Below are 22,912 nucleotides of genomic sequence, written 5' to 3' on the forward strand. Positions count from 1 at the left end.
TCGGTCAGGGCGTGCACTATGGGGCCATGACTGAGAGCAACGGGTCCGACGCGCGGCATCAGCGGGACCAGCAGGAGCACGTGGTACAGGCGGGACAGCAGGAGCGGATGCCGGACTGGGAGAAGCGCTTTCGGGCGCCTCGGGTGTCCCTGCCCGACTGGGCGGAGGACGCCCCGGACCGCTCCCTGTTCGTGTCGAACGCGACGGGGACGTACGAGCTGTACGCCTGGGACCGGTCGACGGGTGAGCAGCGCCAGGTGACGGACCGGCCGAACGGCACGACGGACGGCGTGCTGTCCCCGGACGGCGCGTGGATCTGGTGGTTCGACGACAAGGACGGCGACGAGTTCGGCGTCTGGCGCCGCCAGCCCTTCACGGGCGGCGCGGACGACCTCGCCGCCGAGGGGCTGGACGCCTCCTACCCCGCGGGCCTCGCCCTCGGCCGCGACGGCCGCACGGCGGTGGTGGGCCGCTCGACGGACGAGGACGGCACGACGATCCACCTCGTCCGCACCGGCGAGGAGCCCGTGGAGATCTACCGCCACCGCGAGTCCGCCGGCGTCGGCGACCTCTCCCACGACGGCTCGCTCATCGCCGTCGAGCACACCGAGCACGGCGACGCGATGCACTCGGCCCTGCGGGTCCTGCGCCCCGACGGCGGCACGGTCGCCGACCTCGACGACACCGAGGGCGGTACCCGCGAGCTCGGCCTGGAGGTCCTCGGCTTCGCGCCCGTCGACGGCGACACCCGCCTCCTCATCGGCCACCAGCGCCGGGGCCGCTGGGAGCCGCTCGTCTGGGACGTCGCCTCCGGCGAGGAGACGGACCTGGCGCTGGAGCTGCCCGGTGACGTCAGCGCCGAGTGGTACCCGGACGGCACCGGTCTGCTCATCGCGCACAGCTTCGAGGCCCGCAGCGAGCTGTTCCGCTACGACCTGGCGAGCCGCGCGCTGACCGAGATCCCGACCCCGCCCGGCACCGTGTCCGGCGCGACGGCCCGGCCCGACGGCAGCGTGGAGTACCTGTGGTCCTCCTCCGCAGAACCGTCCGCGGTCCGCTCCACGGCGGGCGGTGTCGTCCTCGACCCGCCCGGCATGAAGTCGCCCGGGTCGGTGCCGGTGCAGGACGTGTGGGTGGAGGGCCCCGGCGGCCGCATCCACGCCCTGGTCCAGAAGCCCAAGGACGCCACCGGTCCGCTCCCCACGATCTTCGACATCCACGGCGGCCCGACCTGGCACGACAGCGACTCCTTCGCGGCGGGCCCGGCGGCCTGGGTCGACCACGGATACGCGGTGGTCCGGGTCAACTACCGCGGCTCGACCGGCTACGGCCGTGCCTGGACGGACGCCCTGAAGCACCGGGTGGGCCTCATCGAGCTGGAGGACATCGCCGCGGTCCGCGAATGGGCCGTCACCTCCGGCCTCGCCGACCCCGACCGCCTCGTCCTCACGGGCGGTTCCTGGGGCGGCTACCTCACCCTCCTCGGCCTCGGCGTCCAGCCCGACGCCTGGACCCTGGGCATCGCGGCGGTGCCCGTCGCCGACTACGTGACGGCGTACCACGACGAGATGGAAGCGCTGAAGGCGATGGACCGCACGCTCCTCGGCGGCACCCCCGAGGAGGTCCCCGACCGCTTCGAGGCGTCGTCCCCCCTCACCTACGTCGACCAGGTCACGGCCCCGGTCTACATCTCGGCCGGCGTCAACGACCCCCGCTGCCCCATCCGCCAGATCGAGAACTACGTCAAACGCCTGGAGGCGAGGGGAGCGGTGCACGAGGTGTACCGCTACGACGCGGGGCACGGGTCGCTGGTGGTGGACGAGCGAATCAAACAGGTGAGGCTGGAACTGGAGTTCGCGGAGAGGCACCTGAAGGGACGGGGGAGCGCCCAGTAGCTCGGGGGGCGGGGGCGGTGCGGCGGCTGCGTGCCGCCCTAGCTACGGGCAGTCGTGCCGCTGGGGCGGCACGGGTGGGCGCGGCGGCACCCCGCACCGCCGGGTTGCGCAACGCCCCGCTCCCAGCACCAACCCCGGGCACCTTGCAAACGCCGAGCCGCGCAGCGAACCGGCGTCACGCCCCGGCGGGCTCCCTCCGCCTCCGCCCCAGCAACTCCGCGAGCCCCCGCCGAGTCGCCGCCAGCACCACCCGGTCGTCAGGCCCCAGCACATACGTAGGAGGCAGATCCCACACCAGCCCCGACGCCGGCGCACTGTCCTCTTCCGCACCGTCGCCCTCACCCACCCGCCGCCCCCCGGCAGGCGCCGTGTTGAGCGCCAGCACCCGCCACGCCCCGGCCCGAAACGCCTCCCCCACCGTCCGCCCCTCCAACTGCGGATGCCCGGCCACATCCACCTCCGCGAACAGCAACACCCGCCGCTCCACCGGGATCGCCCCCAGAATCTGCCGCCCCATCATCGCCCCGGCGAACGCGGGCGCCGCCAGATGCGACACACTCCGGCTCCGCGTCAGGGCGAACGGATGCGCGGCCCGCAGGGGTCCGGTACACCGCCGTCGCGAAGTCGTCGTCGTACAGCCGCAGCACGACCCCGCAGATCGGGGCCGCACGGGACCGGGCGTACAGTGACGGCCTCCAGGGTTCGTGGTGTCCGCGCTGGTCAACGCCAGCAGCGCATGGGCCCGATGGGATCTTTCGCGGGCTCCAGGCACACCTTCCTGGCGTGACGTCCCCGAGCACCACCGGCACCCGCAGCCGCCGCTTCTCGTGGCCATGCCCCGGGCCTCCGGGTCGGACTCGACGCACACCACCGGAATGTGCAGCTCGCGCAGCCGCGTCAGCACCCGCGTCCCGATCTTGCCGAGCCCGAGCAGCACCACGTGCCCCCCGAGCCCCCGCGGCGGCTTCCGCAGCGTGGAGGCGCTGCGGAACGTGCCCAGCGCCTCCAGCACCGCGGCCAGCAGCACCGGCAGCAGCAGCAACCCGACCAGCCCCGAAAGCAGTTGAAGCACCTGCTCACCGGTCGACTCGTGGAACGCGGGATCGTTGATGCCGAACAGATCGAGCAGGGTGACGTACGTGGCGTACAGCGGATGCTCACCGGTGACGAACATCAACGCGACGGCGAGCGCCAGCACACACCCCACCAGCCCCGCCAGCGACCACCGCAGCCGCCGCGAGAACAGCGAGGCGAACGGCGGCACACCGCCCCGCCCGGCGGGCAGGGACGGCCCCGAGTACGCCACCTGCTCCAGAACCACCGTCCCGCGCCCGGTCGCCGACGCCACCGCCATCTCGTCCGGCAGCAGTTGCGGCCCGTGCTCCCCGCTGCCCTCCGAACCGTCGGCGCCCGCCGGGTCGTTGCTCGTCGTGGACAGCAGCGCCAGCGTGCACAGCCCCGGGTGGGCCACCTCGCCGGGCCGCGGCGGCTGCCGCTCCACGGCCCGCAGCACGAGCCCCTCGGTCTGCACGACCTTGCTGGTCCCGACGAGGGCCGTGGCGGCCAGCGCGGGCGCGGCCGTGTCGGCGTCGGACAGCACGGTCGTCGACGCGTCGAGCCCCTGGCCCGGCCCCGTCCCGGAGGCCACCGCCGCGGTCTGGTCGAGCAGTTCCTCGATGTGCTGCCCCAACCGCCGGTTGTAGAGCCGCAGGACGAGCCGCAGGCTGGGGTTGAGCCGACGGGCGGTGAGGGCGGCGCGGATGTTGGTCTCGTCGTCGTCGTACACGAGCGCCAGTGCCGCCGCCCGGTCGGCGCCCACCTCGGTGAGCACGGCCTCGGTGACCTCGGCGGCCTCCACGACCTGCTCGTTGACGGCCGGTTCGGCGCCGCTCGTGCCCGCCCGGTTGACGGCCGCGCTGACCCGGTCGAACAGGGCCGCCGAGGCGGCCCGGGCCCGTCCGACCACCGGCTGCCGTACCCGGCGTCCCGAGGGCGGCACGACGAGCGTGACCTGTTCGCCGTAGACACCTCGGAGTTCGGCGGCCAGCCGGTGCGCGAGCCCGTCGTCACCGCACACGATCATGTGCGTGGCCGGATCACCTGGCTGACCTTGGTTCGGAACGCTCCCCACAAGGGAGAAGACTGCCTCACCGGGACGGCTGGTTCCAGAAAGGGAACAGCGGGGGCTGAACGCCCGCCGTGCCCCGGCCGTATGGAAGGGGAGGCAATGCCCGTGCGCACGACCGGAGGTACCGGGCCGGTGGCCACCACGAAACCCGCCCCACAGGAGACCGACGAGACAGCCGGGACCCGCTCGTCCAAGGACAGCGAGGTCACGAAGCCGGCACCGGGCAACGGCCCGGCGGACGCCCGGCGCTTCAACCCGGCCCTCCTGCTCACCCTCCTCCTGCTCACGGCCGTGATGCTCCAGGACACCATCCGCGGAGCCCTGGCCGCACCGGTGATGCAGAGCTGGATGACGGTGTTCGTCGCGGTCATGGTCCAGGCGCTGCCGTTCCTGGTGCTCGGCGTGCTGCTGTCGGCGGCGATCGCGGTGTTCGTACCGCCGTCCTTCTTCGCCAGGGCCCTGCCGAAACACCCGGCCCTCGCGGTCCCGGTCGCGGGCGCCGCGGGCGCGGTCCTGCCGGGCTGCGAGTGCGCCTCGGTGCCGGTCGCCGGAGCCCTGGTCCGCCGAGGGGTCACCCCCGCCGCGGCCCTGGCTTTCCTCCTCTCCGCACCGGCCATCAACCCGATCGTGCTGACGGCGACGGCCGTGGCCTTCCCCGGCAACCCGGAGATGGTCCTGGCCCGCTTCGTCGCGAGCCTGCTGGTGGCCTGCGCGATGGGCTGGCTCTGGCACCGCGTCGGCCGCACGGACTGGCTGCGGCCCCCGGCCAGGTCGTCGTACGAAGGCCAAGGCAAGGGGGCGGAGTTCTGGGGCTCGGTGCGGCACGACGTGATGCACGCGGGCGGGTTCCTGGTGGTCGGCGCGATGGCGGCGGCCACCCTCAAGGCGGTCGTACCGGAGGACTGGCTGCAAGCGGCGGCAGGCAACCCGCTGCTCTCGATCCTGGCCCTCGCGGCACTCGCCGTCCTGTTGTCCATCTGCTCGGAAGCCGACGCGTTCGTGGCGGCGTCCCTCACCCAGTTCTCGCTGACGGCCCGTCTGACGTTCCTGGTCGTGGGCCCGATGATCGACCTGAAGCTCTTCGCGATGCAGGCGGGCACCTTCGGCCGCGCCTTCGCCCTGCGCTTCGCCCCCGCGACCTTCGCCCTGGCCGTCGTCGTGTCGGCCCTGACCGGAACGGTCCTGCTGTGAACCGCCTGGCCCAGTCGGCCCTCATGTTCCTGCTCGGCGCGACCCTGCTGCACGCCGGCACGACCGACCTCTACCTGCGCTACGTCAAGTCGGGCCTGCGCCCCCTGGTGCTGCTCGCGGGCGTGGTACTGATCGCGACGGCTGCGGCGACACTCTGGTACGAACGCCGCGGCGCACCCGGGCACGAGCACCACGAACCCCGCATCTCCTGGCTCCTCGCGCTCCCCGTCCTGGCCCTGATCCTGGTCGCACCACCGGCCCTCGGCTCCTACAGCGCCTCCCACACGGGCACGGCCCTCACGAAACCCTTCGGCTTCCCGGACCTCCCCGGCGGCGACGCCCCCCTCCGCCTCGGCGTGGCCGACTACGCGGGCCGGGCGGTCTACGACGACGGCCGCTCCCTCCACGACCGCGAGCTGAAGATCACCGGCTTCGTCACGCTGGACCGCACCGGCGCCCCCTACCTGGTCCGCATGGGCCTCAACTGCTGCGCCGCGGACGCCCAGCCGGTCAAGATAGCCCTGACCGGCGACGTCCCCCCGGTCCTCGCGCCGGACACCTGGCTGGAGATCACCGGCCGGTACACGCCCCGCCGGACCAAGGACCCGGTCAACGACGGCCCGATCCCCTACGTCGAGGTCACCCGAGCCCGCCCCGTCCCCACACCGCACGACCCGTACGACGAGACGTGGAACACGTGACCCGGCGTGGCACAGCCCCTTCCGGGTACCCGGAAAAGCCGCTGACCAGCGGATGATCAGTGAGGGGGAGGGGAACCCATGACCACACTCGAAGGCGAGCGCACGACGGCGGAAGCGACGAACCGAGAGCTCCTGACCGAGGCCCGCGAGGAACTCGCGAAGGCCGACAGCCGCGCCGGACTGACCCTGGCCGTCCTCGGCGCGGCCCTGACCGCACTGCTCGGCGCGATCACCGTCGGCGTCATCACGCCCGCCCAGTACGCCGTGATCCCCCAGCTCCTCGTCTGGACCGGCTGCGCGGCCTGTGCCCCGTCCCTGGTCCTCCTGAGCCTGGCCGCGAGGCCCCGCCCGGACACCGGCGACGAGACCCGCCCGGAGACCCTGTCCCGCACGGCCTGGCTCAAGTTCCCCTGCATCCGCCACGCCATGGCCTGGGGGCGCGGGCCTTCCTTGCGCTCCCCCTGGCGGGGGCACTGGCCGGGGCTGCTGACGTAGGGGCCTGTCGTTTGGATCAAGCCGGGGTCGCCGGGGCGTGGCACCGCACATTCTGCCGGCGTTGTCGTCGGTTTTTCAACGCTCCGCGTTTGACGCCCTCCTCCGCCTTGCATCTGCACGCACCACCGCCCCGCTCGGGTCGGCCGAGAGGCGCAGTCGCTCTCGGCCGACCTGATCCAAACGACAGGCCCTAGTGCCCCCGCGCGGATGTGCCCTCAGACCGAGCGGCTGGCCGAGAAGCCGTAGTGGACGATGTCCTTGCCGTCCTCGTCCCAGTTCAGGCGCAGTGCGCCGTCGGCGTACGCGCTCTTGCCGCCGACCTTCTTCTTGACGGTGGACGAGGTCCACGAACCGTTGCCGTTGCCGTCCATGGCGGCCAGCTTGGACTTGATGTCGAAGTCCCTCTTCAGCAGGACGCTGTCCGCGCCCGCGTCGGCGTGCTTGATGTACAGCCGGAAGTAGGCGGCGTCGAAGGTCTCCGACAGATCGGTCCCGGAGTACCACGGGGGAGCGTCCCAGCTCACCTTGGCCTTGGCGTAGACGTAGCTGCCGGACCGGGCCACACAGTTCTTGACGGTGAAGTCCCAGTTGTCGCCCCAGGGGCCGGAGTACCCGGCGTCGTCGATGGTCTTGGAGCTCTCCTTGCACTTCCAGCTCAGCGCGGCCGCCGGCGAGACGGACAGCACGGAGGCGCCGACGACAGTGGCACCGACCAGCGCGACCGACATGGCCTTCTTGCCCGCGGACGACTGCCGCGAAGGCATGATGCGACGCAGATTCACTTTCATGTTCCCCTCGTTGTGGTCTTGCGTTCTGCTCACAAGGAGCAGAGATCGATCACCCTACAGCGCGTTCGCGACCGCATACGATCGAAGTCGACTGTAGGAGAGGGAAGTTGGCCCGCCTCGGACCGGTCACGTGAGGGTGCTGCCGGCGGTGCTGTGCGTGCCAAAGGGTCGACGAAGACGGCTCAGCCGACCGCAGGAAGCCGCCCCCGGGACCGGCAGTCGCGGCAACGGCCGGGTTCCTCCGCGCGGAACCCCCGGTCGCAGCCGTCGCAGTTCCACATGGGGACGACCGCCGCACGCACCGTGGGCTCGGCGCTTCTGACGGGTGAGGGCAGGGGAGTCTCCTTGAGCCGGTAGGCGAGGATGCCGGCGGGCCGGGCCATGAGGTGGTCCGGGAGCCCTGCCGTCAGGCGATCCGTGATCTGCGTGGGCAGGAGGCCTGCCGCGAGCCACGCGCTGACGCCCGGGGCGAGGCGGGCGGCTTCCTGCGTGGACAGGACGAGGCGGGAGTCGACCTGGCGCAGGTCGGCCAGGACGGCGACGGCCCGAGGGTCTGCGGCGGAGAGCGGGGCCGGCTCCTCCGCCTCCGTCTGCACGGGTGCATGGACCGTTTGATGCACGACCGGGGCCATGGCCGCGACGGCGGGTTCTTTCCGGGAGCTGCGCGGCCTGCGCGGCCCGGGCGGCTCGGGCGGTCCGTCGTCGGAGGGCCCGCCGGGTACGTCGTAGAAGTACGTCCGGGTACGGACCTGCCCGGTGGGCGTGCGCTCGCGGCGGCGCTCCAGGTACCCGGCCGCTTCCAGCTCCCTGAGCGCCCGCGAGATGAGGATCTCGCCCTCGCTGAAGTGCTCGCACAGGGCGGTGATGCTCACGGGGGAGCCGTCGGGAAGGGAGGAGATGTACGCCGCGACGCCGATGGTGACCGCGCTGCCGCGCCGCTGGGCGAGGGCGTTGGAGATCACGGTGAAGTCGGCCGTCAGCCGGGTGCGTACGTGGATCACGCCGGAAGTCGGAGCTCCGGCGTCGGCGCGCAGGCGCGCGTTAGACTGCGAGTCATCCATCGGGAAGGTGCTTGCTTCCTGATCGGTCAGGCCCTCGATCGGGATTGCCGTCCCGGCCGGGGGCCGTATCTGTGTGGGGTTGTCGCGGCGAACGTAACGGTCCGTTACCCGCTGCTGCAAGCCGGACACTCGGACGGGTGACTCGGGCTCCCTGACCGGGGAGGGTGGGTGGGCGGGTAGTTCTTTCCCCCGGTTCTTTAGGGAGGTCAGCGGCCCGCCGGACCCTCGCGGACAAGGGCCCGGCGAGCCGGCGTCAGGCCTTCAACCCGCCTATGAAGGCCGTCCAGGACGCGGCTTCGAAGCACAGCGCAGGGCCGTCCGGGGCCTTGCTGTCACGGACCGGGACGACGGCCGCGGCCCGGAATCCGTCGGCCACCTCCACGCAGTTGCCGCCTTCCTGATTGCTGTAGCTGCTCTTGCGCCAGGCGGCGCCGTTCAGATCGGGACGGGACGTTCGCTCCACGGTGGTTGTCCTCCATCACGGATCGGATCATGTCGAGCGACATGAGCGGGGGCAGAGCTGCCGCACGCAGCCGATCGTAGGTGAGTGCGAAGCTCCTGACCTCGTCCGGATCCTCGACGAGTTGGCCGTAGTGCGCGCCTTCCGTGTAGGCGGTCTCCGACCCGTCCGGCATGGTCAGCACCGTGAGCGAGCCGCCCATGACGTCGTGCTCGCCCTGGTCGAACGGCAGGACCTGCACGGCGATGTGCGGTTCCGTCGCCGCCGTGAGCAATCGCGCCAACTGCTCACGCATCACCGGCCGGCCGCCGACCGGGCGCCGGAGCACCGCCTCGTCGAGCACCACCCAGAGCTCGGGACGGTCGGGCGTACCGAGCCGCTCCTGCCGTCCCATGCGAAGGGCGACCCGCTCCTCCAACTGCTCGTTGCTACCGAGCGTCCGACCAACGCTCAGCACCGCCCGCGCATAGTCCCGCGTCTGCAACAGACCTGGCACCACATGAGCCGCGTACTCGCGGACGGCCACAGCCCGCTCGGAGTGCGCCATGAACCTCCGCGACCAGTCCGGAAACGCCTCCCGGTACACGTACGGCCACAGTTCCACCAGCAGATCGTCCGCACCGAGGGCCGCATCCAGCGCCCGCGCCAGCTCCAGCGTCGGCTTCGCTCCGGACGCCCGCTCGATCTGTGTGATCCGCGTACTCACCACGTGCGTGCGGTCACCGAGTTCGGCCTGGGTCAGTCCGGCCGCCGTACGGAGTTTGCGGACCCTGGCGCCGAACAGGGCCGCCATCGACGCACTGGGGTCAATTCCCTTGGCCAAAGCGTCACTTCCGTTCCTTACGGGCTGAAAAGTAAGCCTGTGTCACCTGTCGAGCGTAGGGCGATCAGACCACTCTTGGACACAGAACGTGACGACACATGCACGCCACGGAATACCAGCGCGACAGGCAAGGACGGACAAGCCGTGACGACGACAGGAACGACCGCCCCGGAACTCCGCTCATTCGCAGCGCAGTTCGCCTCTTCACCGCGAGGTGCGCGGCTCGCCCGACGCCTCGCGGTCCGGCACATGGAGGAGTGGGGCCACCCGCCGGCGTCCGACACGTCGTGCGCGGTCGCTCTCGTCGTCGCGGAACTCGCGGCGAACGCCGTACAGCACGGCAGGGTCCCCGGCCACGACTGCCACCTCCGACTCGCCCTCGACGCGACTGCGGGCCTGGTTCGCATCGAGGTCGCGGACGCCGCGTCCGAGAAACGGCCGCCCACGGCCCGGCCCTCGTCGTACCCCGAGGGCGAGTCCGGGCGAGGACTGCTCCTGGTCGACGTCCTGGCCGTGCGCTGGGGGACGGAACCTCGTCGGCCCCTGGGCAAGACGGTGTGGGCGGAGGTTTCCTTCCCGCCACCTGCCGTATCCCTGTCAGGATCGGATGCGTGACATACGTAGTGACCGTGGACGCCCGCATCCCGGAGGGCACTCCGGAGATGGACCCACTGCAGCGCGCCGGCGCCGTGGCGCTCATCGAGGACGGCTTCGACTCGGCCGAGGACATCGAGGAAGTCGGCGACGAGGAGGAACCCGGCGACGTCGAGGAAGTCGATCTCGTCGACAGCATCGTGGCCGTCCACCCGGGCGGAGCACTCCTGAAAGTGTTCGTGGACGCTCCGGCGCTGGAACTCGCCGAGGAGGCGGTCCGGCTGGTCGTCGCCGAACTGCTGGAACAGTCCGAGCTGTTGGCCGACTGGCGGATCGAGCGATGCGAGGTCGAACTGCACCCGGAGCTCGCTCAGGAGAGCCTGGACGCCGCCGACGGCCCCGACGTCCCGCCCGATGATCCCGCCGACCGCAAGGCACGGCACAGCGAGCGCCCCAGGGCCGAGGACGACACGGAGAACTACGACGCAGAGGCGAATGCGGAAGTTGCTCGCGGCCAGATGCTGACGCTGGCAGCCGGGCTGCGCTCCTTCCCACCCGTGATGTTCGGCGTATCACAGGAGAACGCGAGCCTGGCTGCCGGTGCCTTGGTGTACGCGACGGACGTCCTGGTGGACGAGCTGTTCCAGGACGTGCAGACCCTGGCGACGGGGGACACCACCGTCGCGGAATGCGACAGGCCCCTATGGCGCATCGACGACCTCCCCGAGCGTTACGCCCTCCAGTACGACGCCCGTTTCGCCCGCCGCTTCCTGGTGACGGTGATCGCGATGACCACCCGCTTCACGGACGGCAGCTTCCAGCGGTTGAGCTGCGTCGCCGAGGAACTCGCGCTGAGGCTGCTGCTGCGTGAGACGAAGGTGACCCTGGAGACGTACGGGCTGCTCGACGACGGCGTCTCGGCGGCACTCGACTCGTTCGCCGGCAACGTCTACGAGGACATGGACCACGAGTGGCTCTACGACGACTCCATGGACGGCATCGACGACAGCGACGCCGGAGCGGCCCTCGGCGTCACGCCCATGGCGTTCAAGACATGGTTCACTCCGTTCGAGGAAGGGCGGTACGTCCACCCGTCCGCGGCTGACCTGTGACCGGCGCAGGCACGGCGCACGGACGCAGGACCATGAGCGAGTCCTCCAGGGCCGCCACCAGGGCGAAGGGGAACCGGTCGAGCTCGAGACAGAGGGCGACGTCATCAGGATGAACTCCCTGACGCACCCCCTCCGCCAGCTCGGCGGCGGCACGCGACTCGGCGGCACGCCGGAGGAACTCAGCAGCATCCGCCCCGGCCCCGGCGGCCCTCCGGGCGATGTACTGAGCGCACGCCAGATCCTCATCGGCTCGCCCATCCTCGCCGGTGACCACGAACGTGGCACTGTCACACCCGCGTGTCCGCAACAACCCGGCCGTCGCCTCCGCCACCACGAAACTGGCGCACAGCACCAGCGACGCCTCCTTGACCGCAAGGGCGCCGACCGTCCCCGCCGTGGTCTTCTGCACGACGGTCCGTCCACCAAGGTCAACCGACCGCAGCAGACCAGGAGAGTTCACGGCGTCGAACCCGAGCGCGGGCGGACCGTCCTTGAGCGCCACCCAATCCGGGTGACGAGCCTTGAGCGCCAGGGCTTCGTCCAGCGACTCAGCGAGAACGATCTTCTCCGCCCCCTGATCAAAGGCCCAGGCAGCCACGGTGAAGGCCCGCATGACATCAACCACGACCGCCACAGCCGGGGACCCGCCCAGCTCACCGATGCCAAGAAACCGAGCGTCCATCCGTCCATGATCGCGCACGCCCGGCCTGCCGGTGGGGCGTATGGCTCAGCGCACGGACCTGAGGCGATCAGCCCAGCGGCGAAGGCCCCGTCGTGAGCGACGAGAACGCGACGCGAGCGATCGGCGATCCCCTGTGCGGGCCTGACTGACTTCGCGGGGACTTCGCCCCCAATGATCGTCAGGCAAGACCCCGGCGACGAATACGCGAGGCCAGCCACGCAAACGCGCCCATGACCACGGCGAGGCCACCCATCAAGATCAAGAGGGGTAAGTACGCATCCATGGCACGAGAGTACGGGCCAACAGCGATCCCCCCCCTGCTCGACCGGTGGCCGACCGCGCGTCAGAACGGGCCGTGGAGGCTGCCCAGTCGGTCGGTCAGGCGCAGGTTCTCGGAGTAGTCGACGGGGCAGGCGATCACGGAGACCGAGTCGTCGTCGAGGGCGCGTCGTAGTACGGGCAGGAGTTGGTCGGCGGTCTCGACGGCGTAGCCGCGTGCGCCGAAGCTCTCGGCGTAGGCGACGAGGTCGGGGTTGGTGAACCGGGTGTGGCTGTGGCGGCCGAGTTCGAGTTCCATCTTCCAGGTGATCAGGCCGTATTCCTCGTCCACGAGGACGAGGGCCACCAGCGGGATGCGCTCACGGACGGCGGTCTCCAGTTCCTGGGAGTTCATCAGGAACGAGCCGTCGCCCATCATGGCCAGGACTCGTCGGTCCGGCAGGGCGAGCTTGGCGGCGATGGCGCCCGGCAGCGCGAACCCCATGGTGGACAGGCCGTTGGAGACCAGACAGGTGTCCGGCTCATACGTCGGGTAGAGGCGGGACATCCACATCTTTCCGGCACCGGTGTCGGCGAGGACGATGTCGCGGCGGTCCAGGGCGGCGCGGACATCGTGCACCACACGCTGCGGCACGAGGGGGAACGCGTCGTTGTCACGTCCGTACTGGAGCTCTTCGTCCAGGAGGGTGCGGATCTTCGCACTGCTCCCGGAGTCGTAGGTGAGTCCGGCGGGCAGTGCGGCCGCGAGTGCGTCCAGCGCCTGCGAGGGGTCTCCTTCGACGCCCACGGCGACTGGGTAGTGGGCGTCGACCTCGGCGGGGAAACGGTGCACGTGCACGATGCGCTTGTCACCGTTCGGGTTGATCTTGGCGGGGTCGAACTCCTGGATCTCGTAGCCCACACAGAGCAGCACGTCGGCCGTGTCGAAGCCGAAGTTGCCGTAGTCGTGGCGCATGAAGCCCACCGCGCCGAGGGCGTTCGGGTGGTCGTCGGGGAAGACGCCCTTGCCGTGGAATGTGGTCGCGACCGGGATGTTCAGCTGCTCGGCGAACCGCAGCAGGGCGGCCGAGGCTCGGGCCCTGGCGGCGCCATGGCCGGCCAGCACGACGGGTTGCCGAGCCGAGGCAAGCACCGCGGCCGCCCGCGCGATCTGGGTGGGCGAGGGCGCGTCGGCACCTACAGCGTCGATCTGCAGGGGGGCGAGGGGCTCAGCCGGACGTTCGGCCTCGATGTCCTCCGGCACGGCCAGGAACACGGCGCCGGGGCGTTCACTCTGCGCGGTCCTGAACGCCTTTCGGGTCATCTCCGGCACGGCGTCCGGACACTCGACGCGGGCAGCCCACTGCGTGACCGGAGCGAACATCGACACCAGGTCGATGACCTGGTGGGACTCCTTGTGGATACGGCGCAGCGAGCCCTGAGCGGCGAGGGCGACCATCGGCGCACTGTTGGTCAAGGCGTCCGCGGTGCCGAGCAGCAGATTGATCGCACCGGGCCCCAGGGTGGCCGAGCACACTCCGGCCCGGCCGGTCAGCCGCCCGTAGATCTCCGCCATGAAGGAGGCGGCCTGCTCATGGCGCACCAGGACGTACCGGATCCCCGAGCCCTGCAGCGCGTCCACGAAGCGGATGTTCTCCTCACCGGGGATCCCGAAGACGTACTCCACGCCCTCGGCCCGCAGACAACGCACCAACAGGTGCGCGACGTCTTCCACTGCTGCCGTGTCCCTCGACTCGCTCGCGCCTTCGGTACTCACGGGACGAACGTAAGTACGCCCGCCTGCCCCGACCACTCATCCGCCGCCGACCGAGGCGGCCGACTGGACACCGATGCCACAGGTGCGCCGCGGCGGCCGTTCGGAGGCGTCGGAGTGGCGGCGGACGTGGGCCGCCCGCACGCTGGAGCCGGATGTGGACGTGCGCCGCCGAGGAACATCGTGCTGCGCAGAAGGCTCCGGGAGGACCGTGTGACCGCTTCGTCGCCCGCCACCGACGCACCGCCGGCTCGGTACGACGACCTGCGTGCTCTGGTGATCAACTGCACCCTGAAGCGCTCGCCGGGGACGAGCAACACCCAGGGCCTGATCGACCGCAGCACCGCCATCCTGGACGCCCAAGGCGTGCACGTCGACGTCGTCCGGGCCGTGGACCACGACATCGCCACCGGCGTGTGGCCGGACATGCGGGAGCATGGCTGGGAGTCGGACGCCTGGCCCGACCTGTACCGGCAGGTGATGGCCGCCGACATCCTCGTGCTGGCCGGCCCCATCTGGCTGGGTGACAACAGCTCCGTGATGAAGCAGGTGATCGAACGCCTCTACGCGTGCTCCAGCCTGCTCAACGACGCGGGACAGTACGCCTATTACGGCCGGGTCGGCGGCTGCCTGATCACCGGTAACGAGGACGGCGTCAAGCACTGCGCCATGAACGTCCTCTACAGCCTGCAGCACCTGGGTTACACCATCCCTCCCCAGGCGGACGCCGGCTGGGTCGGCGAGGCGGGCCCGGGCCCCTCGTACCTGGATCCCGGCTCGGGCGGCCCGGAGAACGACTTCACCAACCGCAACACCACCTTCATGACCTGGAACCTGCTGCACCTGGCCCGGGCGCTGAAGGACCTCGGCGGCATCCCCGCCTACGGCAACCAGCGCACCGCCTGGGACGCGGGCTGCCGCCGCGACTACGAGAACCCCGAACACCGGTAGGGACACCGGAGCCGGTCGGCACGCCGGAACGCCGCTGAGCCGTCAGCCCAGCGCCTCAAGAGCCGCGAGGAGGTCGGCGGGTTCCGCCCTGGCGGTGTAGTCGGCGTTGACGAAGGCCCATCGGATGGTGCCCGCGCGATCGATGACGTAGGTGGCGGGCAGCGGCAGGGTGCGCGGATGGCCGTCGTTGACGCGCTGGAGGTCGAAGCCGAGCCTGTCGTAGACGGCGGCCAGATCGTCGGGGAGGTCGAAGGCGAGGCCGTACTGCTTGGCGGTGTCGGAGCCGATGTCGCTGAGGACGTCGAAAGCCAGGCCGTGTTTCTCGGTGAGGGTGAGGGACTCGTCGGGGATCTGCGGGGAGACGGCGACGAGGTGTGCGCCGTGCGCGGTGATGTCGGCGTGGTGCTGCTGAAGGGCGCGCAGCGCGATGTTGCAGTAGGGGCACCAGGCACCACGGTAGAAGGTGAGGACGACCGGGCCCAGTGCGAGCAGGTCGTCCAGGACCACTGTCCGACCGGTCGCCGAGGGCAGCCGGAAGCGAGGCGCGGGATCGCCGACACCGAGGGCGCGCTCGGCCTGCCCCGAGGCGGCGAGTTCCTCACCGGCTCGGCGCATGGTCTCCCGTATCTCGGCGGGAATCTCCTGCTGACGGGCCTCGTAGAAGGCGCGCAACTCGGCGTTGAGTGTGGTCACGGTGTCCGTTCCTCCCGATCGACGTCTCGACTAACTTGGAATGACCGTTTCAAGATAGCGGCGGCGTGATCCCGTACCAAGGGGTCGGCCGAGATTGGCCGGGGATGGACGAGGGGTATCTTGAAATCGTCGGTCCAAGATGGAGGGGCGGAGCATGCCGGACATCAAGCACTTCGATCCGGACGCGGTCCTGGAGACCGTGGTGCGACTGTTCTGGCGCCAGGGCGTGGCCGGGACCGGGATCCAGGACGTCGTGACCGCGACCGGCCTCAACCGCTCCAGCCTGTACGCGACCTTCGGCGGCAAGCAGGACCTGTACGGCGCCGCGCTGCGCCGCTACATCGACCAGTGGTCCCGGCCCGCGTTCCGCTCTCTCGCCCAGGACCAGCGAGGGCTGCGGGCCGTCGCCGAGTTCTTCGACGGGCTCATCGCGGTGCGGTGCGCCGGCGAACACGCCCGCTGGGGGTGCCTGGTCGTCAACGCGCACACCGGCGCGGAGAACGGCGACCCCGAGGTCCGCGACCTCCTCGAACAACACCACCGGGAACTGCGGGACGCCCTGCACGCGGCACTCGTCGCGGCCGAGGCGCAAGGGCAACTGGCGTCCGGCACCGATCCGGGCGCGGCTGCCGAAGTGCTGGCACTGCTCGCCTACGGCGTGAACCTGCGCTCCCGCGCGGGCGCCGACGCGAAGGCGCTGCACGCCACCGTGGCCACCGCCTTGCAGTCACTCGCCAGCCCTACGGTGGCGTGAACGGGCGACCGTCTCCCAAAGGGCTACCAAATCGGCCGCGGAAACCACTCAGAAGCCATCCGCTTACCGCTCAACAGGCTTGATCAGTCGAACAGGGTTTGTGTCCAGGTGACAAATCACCCTGGCGCAGGCGGAGGCGCAGGGAATGCCCTGCCCGAGTCCGTGCTGCTGGCGGAGCGGGGGTCCTCGGAGAGCTGGCCTGGTGGTGCGACGCGTATGCGGTTCGCATCAGGCAGAATCAGTGCCGTGGCCGATGGACTGCGTCGTGCCGCGCGGAGTTCAGGGGCGGGTGGGCCCGGTGGCCGCCGGCCCCTCATTGCATGTGAGCGCCAGGACGCGAGGGATACGGAAGAACGATGCGGGGCGACTCCATGGACACGCTCGCGGCCGAGCTGGGTGTGCGTGCGGATCAGGTGCGAAGGGCTCGAACTCCGAGAGGGGGTGTACTCCTCGGTTTCCGGTGCGAGCCTGGGGCGTGTCTCGACGTGTGGAGGCGCGCTCGTGAGCGATACGAGACCACAGGGTTGTGGCCCTTCATCTCCCACACCTCGCCGCCCGAATGGGAATGGGCGGACGTACCCGGCGACAGCCACGACGAGAAGCGCGGCCAGTCGATCATCGGCAGGCTGATGGAGCTGCAGGCGAACGAACTCCTCACAGAGGCCGAGTGGTTCAAACCGTCCCAAGGACACCCGAGCCCTGCCCGCGACCTCGAAGACCTGGCCAGGCGACTCACAGATGCCATTCCGGCGGCCGGAATGCGGGCGCCGAGGTCTGCGGAGTCACTGTTTGCCACCTTCTTCGTAGAGCCCCCCGAGTGGATCTACCTCGTCCCCACCGGGGACCCGCCGGGCCTCCCGGAGCTCCTGGACGCACCGGACACGCCGAACCACACGCCGTTCCCCGGCAGGGAAGCCCTGTCCTACCGGGACCACGCGAACGTCCTGCGGGAGTGGCATGACCGGTACGGCGCGGAGATCTGCTACCTCGACACCCACGAGGTGCTGCTGTCGGTCGAGCACCCCCCGGCGGCTCCGTCCGAGACGGCACGGGTCGCGATCGAGCACTACGCCTACTGCCCCGACCTTGACCAGGTCATCGGCGGACTGCCCGAGGTCGCCTTGCAGGTCCCGACACGAACCTGGTTCTTCTGGTGGGACTGAGCGGTCACCGTTACCGCTGGGCAGGCTTGATCAGTCGAACGGGGTTCCTGTTCGGGTGATCTCCCGGTGGTCGGCGCGTGACAACAGTCTGTCGCGCTTGTGTCCGCGGAGTCCAACGCGCCGTTGGGTGGGGGTTGTGCCTGGGGGTGGTGTGCTCCTCACCTGCGTCGATGATTCGCACGCGTCCGGGCTCGTTCGCCGTTGTCCGTCGGCGTCGTCACGCAGTCAGACACGCACCCGGTGGGGACTGCTTCACCCCTGACCAAGCGGCACGCCAGCCCGCTCCGGGTATGGCGGCCACTACCTGGTCGGCTCGCTCCAAATGGGAGAAGTCCGAGTAGTCCGTGACCGGCCGCGGGGACCTCGCTGGGGATCGACGACGAGGGGCCAAGCCCGTTGCCTCGTTCCAGGCGTCCACGTCCACGGTCGAGCGTCATCGTTTCCGTGCCGGTGAAGAGCGGGAGCCGACCCGTCCCGTTGAGGTAACGCATGCGGCAATTGTCCATGCTGCCGGCCGGCCTCACTGGGGGCCACGGCCCGCAAGGCCGACTCCGCCGTGTCGCGGACGGGCCATGAGTTCCTGCAGGTCAGCGCATACGCCCCGGTAGGGGAAGACCTGCCGGTTGCTGCCGCATGCCCGGCGGGGTCCACTGGGGTAGAGGGCCTCATCCGGAAAGGGGCTGTTCCATGGAACGGCAGGCAAAGGACCCCAGAGCGCGGGTGACTGCCCGCAGCCGAGCGCTCCCGGCGGTGATGTCGTGACCGCCCGGGTCGAGTGCGTGGTGACGACCGGAGTCGTGGCCGGGCCGGACGCCGACACCACGCCGATGGAGAACAACGTGTGGATCATCGGTGACGACGAGCAGGCGATGGTGGTCGACGCCGCACACGAGCCGGACGTCATCGCCACGACGCTCGGCGACCGCCGCGTGGTGGCGATCGCGTGCACCCACGCACACAACGGACACGTCGACGCGGCGGTGGCTCTGTCGGACCGCACCGGTGCTCCGATCATGCTGCACCCGGACGACCTGGAGCTGTGGCGCCGCAGCTTTCCCAGCCGTGTCCCCGACGAGGAACTCGTCGACGGCCGGGTGATCGACGTCGCCGGAACCGCCCTGACGGTACGTCATACTCCGGGGCACACGCCGGGATCCGTAAGCCTGTACGATCCGGCGCTGCGCCGCGTCTTCACCGGGGACATGCTGCTCTCGCGCGGCCCCGGAACCATCGGGCCGGAGGACTCCGACTTCCAGGCGATGATCCAGTCGATCCGCGAGCGCCTCGTCACCCTGCCCCCCGAGACGGTGGTGTGCCCGGGGCACGGCGACGTCACCACGGTCGGCGAGGTGGGCGAGCGCGTGGAGGACTGGCTCCGCCGCATCGCGTGAGAGCGAGAGGATCACGCTGGCACCGCTGCACTCTGCTGGTGCCTCGTGGGACGGTGTGCAGGGCCGTTCACCTGCGTTCATGCCCATCCGGGCGCTCGGCCTGTCGTGGTGGACGGTCGCAGCCGCCGCACTCGCCGCCTTCCTGGGCCTCTCGCCCTGCGCCTGGACATCCATACACCTGCGCGTGGATGCTGCCCCCCACACCGTGGCGCTGCTGCAGACCCAGTTGGATGATCGCGTATGCGAGAGCGTGCTGACCTGGTGGGGCGCTGACTTGCGTGTTCCCGGGTCGCTTGCGACGTTCCCCGCTGTTCCCCGCTGCTTGCCCTCTCATCGGGCACGCCGGGGGCACGACTACGAAGGGGTGTAAAGGGCGGCGTGCAGCACGTTCGACTGGGCGTTGACGAGATCGCTTGGGATGTTCGCCGATGCCCTGGGCGTGTGGGAAACGGCCTTGTAGATCGCCAGTGTGGACCCGTGGCGGATGACGGCCACACTGACGGGGGACTTCAGGCCGTCCTCACCGGGCTCAACAACCCACTTGAGGCGGAAGGCGACCCCTTCATCGCCTTGCGGGGGAGCGTTGGTGGCCTCGACGTCGTCGTACGTCACCTTCATGGCACCCGCGCCCGCCTCGTATCCCTTGCAGGACTTCAAGCTCGTACGAAGCTCTTTTATGACTTGTGAGGCATCCGCTGAGCGGTACGACACCAGGGTGAGGGTTGCAGAGTGCCCCTTCGTTCCTGCGATGCGCTGCACACTGCCGACGGGGGTGTAGCCGCTGGCTCCATCCACTGCGGCGCTGACCGGCGCGCACAGCGACGGGGCGGTGTTGGCACGGCGTGCGGCATGGATGACGCCATTGCCCACACCTTTCGTTCCCGCTCCAATCTCTTCCACTTGGACTCCGGGAAGATCATGCGCGTCCACTACGGCATCTTCGAGCTGCTGCTGAGAGAGCACACGTGCCCTGTGCTCCGGCCGTCCGCTGACGGGCCCTGCCGGGGAGCCTCCGTCATGCTTGCCGCCGCAAGCTGTCATGCCGATGGCCATCAAAGCCATGACCGCCAGGTGTCTTCGTCCGATGGCCCCGCTCATGGTCCCTCCCCTTGTCCGTACGGTGACGAGGAACGATACGACAGGTCATCGGGTGTCTTCACCGTCAGGCTGCGTGCCGGGGCCGTCTTGCTCAACCCACCACTTTCCCCAGCTCCCATCCGGTACGCCGGTACGGACCCGCAGTCGGGAACGGTGCCCCCTCCATCCCGGTGCCGGCCGATCCCCCGCCGGGAAGCGCGCCCGGCGGGTCGGAGCGCAGCCGGGGCTTGAAGTCGTTTGCGCAGGCTGGGAGATCGACGCCTTGGCGGTGGGCCAAGGGCAGGAGGACCACTGGTCGGATCGTCCATGTGATGCGGGTGCTGGCGTGTGTCAGAGAGACCGTGCAGGGTTCCATGCGTAAGAGGGCTCGTCGTGTCTCGATGCGGCCGTCATGGAGCCAGGTTCAGGCCTCGTCGGAGGCGCTGCTCGACCTTTGGGGCGGTGCCCGTCCCTACTCGCTTTGCCGGCGCGCTGCGTCGAGGTTCTCTGGCAGCACTTTGAAGACCAGGGCTGGGAGCGGCTCGCTGCTGGCGACAAGTGGGAGGAACACGGCCTGGTCTTCTCGTCGGCTATCGGTGAGCTGCTCGATGCGACCAACGTCCGGCGCGCCTTCCGCCAGGCGCTCAAGGATGCCAAGGGGATCAACGCCGACGAGTGGACGCCGAGGGAGCTCCGCCACAGTTTCGTGTCCCTGCTCTCCGACCGGGGCGCCCCGCTGGAAGAGATCTCCCGTCTCGTCGGCCACTCCGGTACGGCGGTGACTGAGGAGGTCTACAGGAAGCAGATCCGGCCCGTGATCCAGACCGGTGCCGTGGTCATGGACGGGATCTTCGGCGCTGATCCCCAGCGGCCGTAGACACGCGGGAACGGATAGTCACGCAGACGAAACAGGTGAGGCACCTACGGAAATCCGTAGGTGCCTCACCTGGAGTTTCACTGTCGGGGTGGCGGGATTTGAACCCACGACCTCTTCGTCCCGAACGAAGCGCGCTGCCAAGCTGCGCTACACCCCGATGTCGCTGCTGTCGCGGCGACGTCGTTTACTTTAGCCCACCCGTGGCTAGAGACGAAATCCGGTTTTCCCGCGGTGGCGGATGGGGTTCGGGCGGGCGTGGTCGAGGGCCACGAGGGTGATCGCCAGGGCGTAGAAGGAGAGGCCCAGGAGGAGGGCGTTCCCGAGGACCTTCTTGTAGCCGTCCTGGTCGACGTCCAGGAAGGGGTAGAGGTAGCGGTCGTGGGTGCCCGGGAGGAGCAGCTCGCCCCGGATGAGGGAGAAGGCCAGGTAGGCCATGGGGTAGAGGAGCCATGTGCTGGCCTGGCGCAGGTGCATCCGGCCGGGGGTCGTGAGCAGGAGCCACTCCAGTGCGGCGGCGATCGGCGTGACCGTGAGGAGCGTGTTCTGGGCGACGGCGTGCCAGCCCGTCGGGTGCGCGGCCGCGCCCGTGAGGGCGAAGGGGCTCGCCTGGTTCGCCAGGAGCAGGTGGTGCACCAAGGCGCCGATGACGACGTAGAACAGGGTCGAGCCCAGTACGGCTCCCGGGAGGGGGCGGCCGGCCGTCCAGGCGCGGCGGGCCGACAGGGCCATGACCAGCGCCAGCAGGATGTTGCTCTGGACCGCGAAGTAGCCCAGGGCTCGGGACCAGTCGCCCACGAGTAGTTCGAGGGTCACGCCCAGTGCCGCCGTCGCGGCGATCAGCAGCCGGAAGGCTGCGGCAGCCGGGCGGCGGACCGGGGTGACGACGGCCGTGGCGGGGACGGGGGAGGGCTTCAGCGTGGGCTTGGCCGGAATCGCGGGGAGATCCGGTATGTCCCTGGGTATCGGGGCGGTCATGCCACCCACGCTGACAGAAACAGACATAGCGGGCGATGTGGGTGGGGCTGTGTGGGTTACACCACCGTCCGTGTCGCCCCCGTCGCCCCCCTTGCCCCCGTCGCCGGCTCGTCTACTCCCGGCCCACCAACGTCAGCAACGTCGCCTCCGGCGGGCACGCGAACCGTACCGGGGTGTAGCGGCTCGTGCCGCAGCCCGCCGACACGTGCAGGAAGGACGTACGGCCCTCCGCCGTGTGCGTCGACAGGCCCTTCACCCGGTCCGTGTCCAGGTCGCAGTTGGTGACCAGGGCGCCGTAGAAGGGGATGCACAGCTGGCCGCCGTGGGTGTGGCCGGCCAGGACCAGGGGGTACGCGTCGGCCGTGAAGGCGTCCAGGGTGCGCAGGTACGGGGCGTGGACGACGCCCATCGAGAAGTCCGCCGTGTCCGACGGGCCGCCGGCCACCCGCTCGTAGCGGTCCCGCTTGATGTGCGGGTCGTCCAGGCCCGTCAGCTCCAGCGAGAGGCCCTCGATCTTGAGCGTGCCGCGCGTGTTGGTCAGGTTGAGCCAGCCCGCCGCGTCGAAGCCGTCCCGGATGTCCTCCCACGGGTTGTGCACCGCGCCGACGACCGGCGGGTTGCCGTTCAGGCCGTGGCGGCCTTGGGTCTTCTCGAGGAGGTAGCGGCCCGGGTTGCGGAGCGTGGGGCCGTAGTAGTCGTTGGAGCCGAAGACGTATGCCCCCGGGAACTCCATCAGTGGGCCGAGCGCGTCCAGGACCTCCGGGACGGCCTCCGGGTCGGACAGGTTGTCACCCGTGTTGATCACGAAGTCCGGGCGCAGGCCGGCCAGGGAACGGAGCCAGCGCTGCTTCTTGCGCTGGCCGCTGACCATGTGGATGTCCGAGACCTGGAGCACACGCAGGGGGCGCATTCCCGGGGGCAGGACCGGGACGGTGACCCGGCGGAGGCGGAAGGAGCGGGCCTCGAAGCCCGCCGCGTACAACAGACCGGCGGCACCAGCCGCCGCGATTCCCAGGGGGACTCCGTATCGCGCGCGCATACGTCCATCGTGTCAGACCCCGGCCGTTGC

Annotated in this window: 21 protein-coding genes, 1 tRNA gene and 2 pseudogenes; 11 read left to right on the top strand and 13 right to left on the bottom strand. The window is 70.2% G+C overall.

From position 1 onward, the window contains the following. Positions 1–26 precede the first annotated feature (26 nt). A complete protein-coding gene (locus tag SSQG_RS21040) occupies positions 27–1,895 on the top strand; it encodes a S9 family peptidase (RefSeq protein WP_039933283.1) in 1,869 nt (622 codons plus the stop codon). A 175-nt stretch (positions 1,896–2,070) separates the two neighbouring features. On the opposite strand, the gene SSQG_RS21045 is transcribed toward SSQG_RS21040, so the two are convergent. Then, positions 2,071–3,978, bottom strand: coding sequence for an NAD-binding protein (locus SSQG_RS21045; protein ID WP_003991845.1), 1,908 nt, complete (start codon positions 3,976–3,978; stop codon positions 2,071–2,073). A 177-nt stretch (positions 3,979–4,155) separates the two neighbouring features. Between SSQG_RS21045 and SSQG_RS21050 the strand changes: the two genes are divergently transcribed. The 3 genes from SSQG_RS21050 (at position 4,156) to SSQG_RS21060 (ending at position 6,410) form a co-directional block, all read left to right on the top strand. Further along, the gene (locus SSQG_RS21050) at positions 4,156–5,214 is read left to right on the top strand and encodes a permease (protein WP_003991847.1); all 1,059 of its coding nucleotides are present in this window, start codon (positions 4,156–4,158) and stop codon (positions 5,212–5,214) included. Continuing rightward, the gene (locus SSQG_RS21055; protein WP_003991848.1) at positions 5,211–5,915 is read left to right on the top strand and encodes a TIGR03943 family putative permease subunit; all 705 of its coding nucleotides are present in this window, start codon (positions 5,211–5,213) and stop codon (positions 5,913–5,915) included. The genes SSQG_RS21050 and SSQG_RS21055 overlap by 4 nt, the downstream gene beginning before the upstream one ends. A 78-nt stretch (positions 5,916–5,993) precedes the next feature. Next, entirely contained in the window at positions 5,994–6,410 is a 417-nt protein-coding gene (locus SSQG_RS21060; RefSeq protein WP_003991849.1) for a hypothetical protein, read from the top strand. A 215-nt stretch (positions 6,411–6,625) separates the two neighbouring features. On the opposite strand, the gene SSQG_RS21065 is transcribed toward SSQG_RS21060, so the two are convergent. The 4 genes from SSQG_RS21065 to SSQG_RS21075 form a co-directional block, all read right to left on the bottom strand. Beyond that, positions 6,626–7,174, bottom strand: coding sequence for a hypothetical protein (locus SSQG_RS21065; RefSeq protein ID WP_158681077.1), 549 nt, complete (start codon positions 7,172–7,174; stop codon positions 6,626–6,628). Between the two features lie 206 nt (positions 7,175–7,380). Beyond that, positions 7,381–8,259, bottom strand: a complete 879-nt coding sequence (locus tag SSQG_RS21070; RefSeq protein WP_003991851.1) for a hypothetical protein — start codon at positions 8,257–8,259, stop codon at positions 7,381–7,383. 253 nt (positions 8,260–8,512) lie between these two features. Beyond that, positions 8,513–8,641, bottom strand: a complete 129-nt coding sequence (locus tag SSQG_RS42835) for a DUF397 domain-containing protein (protein ID WP_338117281.1) — start codon at positions 8,639–8,641, stop codon at positions 8,513–8,515. Next, the gene (locus SSQG_RS21075; RefSeq protein WP_003991852.1) at positions 8,592–9,512 is read right to left on the bottom strand and encodes a helix-turn-helix domain-containing protein; all 921 of its coding nucleotides are present in this window, start codon (positions 9,510–9,512) and stop codon (positions 8,592–8,594) included. The genes SSQG_RS42835 and SSQG_RS21075 overlap by 50 nt, the downstream gene beginning before the upstream one ends. Positions 9,513–9,686: 174 nt before the next feature. On the opposite strand from SSQG_RS21075, the gene SSQG_RS21080 reads away from it, so the two are divergent. Then, complete coding sequence (locus SSQG_RS21080) at positions 9,687–10,157, top strand: ATP-binding protein (protein ID WP_052310321.1); 471 nt, start codon at positions 9,687–9,689, stop codon at positions 10,155–10,157. Beyond that, the gene (locus SSQG_RS21085; RefSeq protein WP_003991854.1) at positions 10,154–11,248 is read left to right on the top strand and encodes a hypothetical protein; all 1,095 of its coding nucleotides are present in this window, start codon (positions 10,154–10,156) and stop codon (positions 11,246–11,248) included. Before SSQG_RS21080 ends, SSQG_RS21085 begins: the two co-directional genes overlap by 4 nt. Here SSQG_RS21085 and SSQG_RS21090 read toward each other — a convergent pair. Continuing rightward, the gene (locus SSQG_RS21090) at positions 11,196–11,930 is read right to left on the bottom strand and encodes a 2-phosphosulfolactate phosphatase (RefSeq protein ID WP_003991855.1); all 735 of its coding nucleotides are present in this window, start codon (positions 11,928–11,930) and stop codon (positions 11,196–11,198) included. The two genes, SSQG_RS21085 and SSQG_RS21090, sit on opposite strands and share 53 nt — an antisense overlap. A 343-nt stretch (positions 11,931–12,273) precedes the next feature. Next, positions 12,274–13,965 carry an acetolactate synthase large subunit gene (locus SSQG_RS21095; RefSeq protein ID WP_244299196.1) on the bottom strand — a complete coding sequence of 564 codons (1,692 nt, stop codon included), beginning with the start codon at positions 13,963–13,965 and terminating at the stop codon, positions 12,274–12,276. Positions 13,966–14,175: 210 nt separating this feature from the next. On the opposite strand from SSQG_RS21095, the gene SSQG_RS21100 reads away from it, so the two are divergent. Beyond that, positions 14,176–14,913, top strand: a complete 738-nt coding sequence (locus SSQG_RS21100) for a flavodoxin family protein (protein WP_003991857.1) — start codon at positions 14,176–14,178, stop codon at positions 14,911–14,913. Between the two features lie 42 nt (positions 14,914–14,955). Here SSQG_RS21100 and SSQG_RS21105 read toward each other — a convergent pair whose 3' ends face one another. After that, positions 14,956–15,606 carry a peroxiredoxin-like family protein gene (locus tag SSQG_RS21105; RefSeq protein ID WP_003991858.1) on the bottom strand — a complete coding sequence of 217 codons (651 nt, stop codon included), beginning with the start codon at positions 15,604–15,606 and terminating at the stop codon, positions 14,956–14,958. A 154-nt stretch (positions 15,607–15,760) separates the two neighbouring features. Here SSQG_RS21105 and SSQG_RS21110 point away from each other — a divergent pair, with 154 nt between their 5' ends. From SSQG_RS21110 to SSQG_RS21120, 3 genes are all read left to right on the top strand, one after another. Then, positions 15,761–16,360 carry a TetR/AcrR family transcriptional regulator gene (locus tag SSQG_RS21110; RefSeq protein ID WP_003991859.1) on the top strand — a complete coding sequence of 200 codons (600 nt, stop codon included), beginning with the start codon at positions 15,761–15,763 and terminating at the stop codon, positions 16,358–16,360. A gap of 524 nt (positions 16,361–16,884) precedes the next feature. After that, complete coding sequence (locus SSQG_RS21115; protein WP_244299198.1) at positions 16,885–17,523, top strand: DUF4253 domain-containing protein; 639 nt, start codon at positions 16,885–16,887, stop codon at positions 17,521–17,523. Positions 17,524–18,281: 758 nt separating this feature from the next. Then, positions 18,282–18,914, top strand: coding sequence for an MBL fold metallo-hydrolase (locus tag SSQG_RS21120; RefSeq protein ID WP_003991861.1), 633 nt, complete (start codon positions 18,282–18,284; stop codon positions 18,912–18,914). A gap of 354 nt (positions 18,915–19,268) precedes the next feature. On the opposite strand, the gene SSQG_RS41450 is transcribed toward SSQG_RS21120, so the two are convergent. Then, positions 19,269–20,012, bottom strand: coding sequence for a hypothetical protein (locus tag SSQG_RS41450; RefSeq protein WP_003991863.1), 744 nt, complete (start codon positions 20,010–20,012; stop codon positions 19,269–19,271). 223 nt (positions 20,013–20,235) lie between these two features. Then, positions 20,236–20,436 (bottom strand): annotated as a pseudogene (locus tag SSQG_RS42840) (hypothetical protein); the annotation flags it as partial. Between the two features lie 30 nt (positions 20,437–20,466). On the opposite strand from SSQG_RS42840, the pseudogene SSQG_RS21130 reads away from it, so the two are divergent. Beyond that, positions 20,467–20,868: pseudogene (locus tag SSQG_RS21130) on the top strand (tyrosine-type recombinase/integrase); the annotation flags it as partial. A gap of 83 nt (positions 20,869–20,951) precedes the next feature. Here the strand turns inward: SSQG_RS21130 and SSQG_RS21135 are convergent. The 3 genes from SSQG_RS21135 to SSQG_RS21145 form a co-directional block, all read right to left on the bottom strand. Beyond that, positions 20,952–21,025: transfer RNA gene (locus SSQG_RS21135), tRNA-Pro, on the bottom strand. Between the two features lie 47 nt (positions 21,026–21,072). Further along, positions 21,073–21,843: a Pr6Pr family membrane protein gene (locus SSQG_RS21140; RefSeq protein WP_003991866.1), complete on the bottom strand. Its 771-nt coding sequence runs from the start codon at positions 21,841–21,843 to the stop codon at positions 21,073–21,075. A 112-nt stretch (positions 21,844–21,955) separates the two neighbouring features. Then, positions 21,956–22,882 carry a metallophosphoesterase gene (locus SSQG_RS21145; RefSeq protein WP_003991867.1) on the bottom strand — a complete coding sequence of 309 codons (927 nt, stop codon included), beginning with the start codon at positions 22,880–22,882 and terminating at the stop codon, positions 21,956–21,958. Between the last annotated feature and the right edge of the window lie 30 nt (positions 22,883–22,912).

The organism is Streptomyces viridochromogenes DSM 40736 (genome assembly GCF_000158955.1).
GTDB lineage: Bacteria > Actinomycetota > Actinomycetes > Streptomycetales > Streptomycetaceae > Streptomyces > Streptomyces venetus.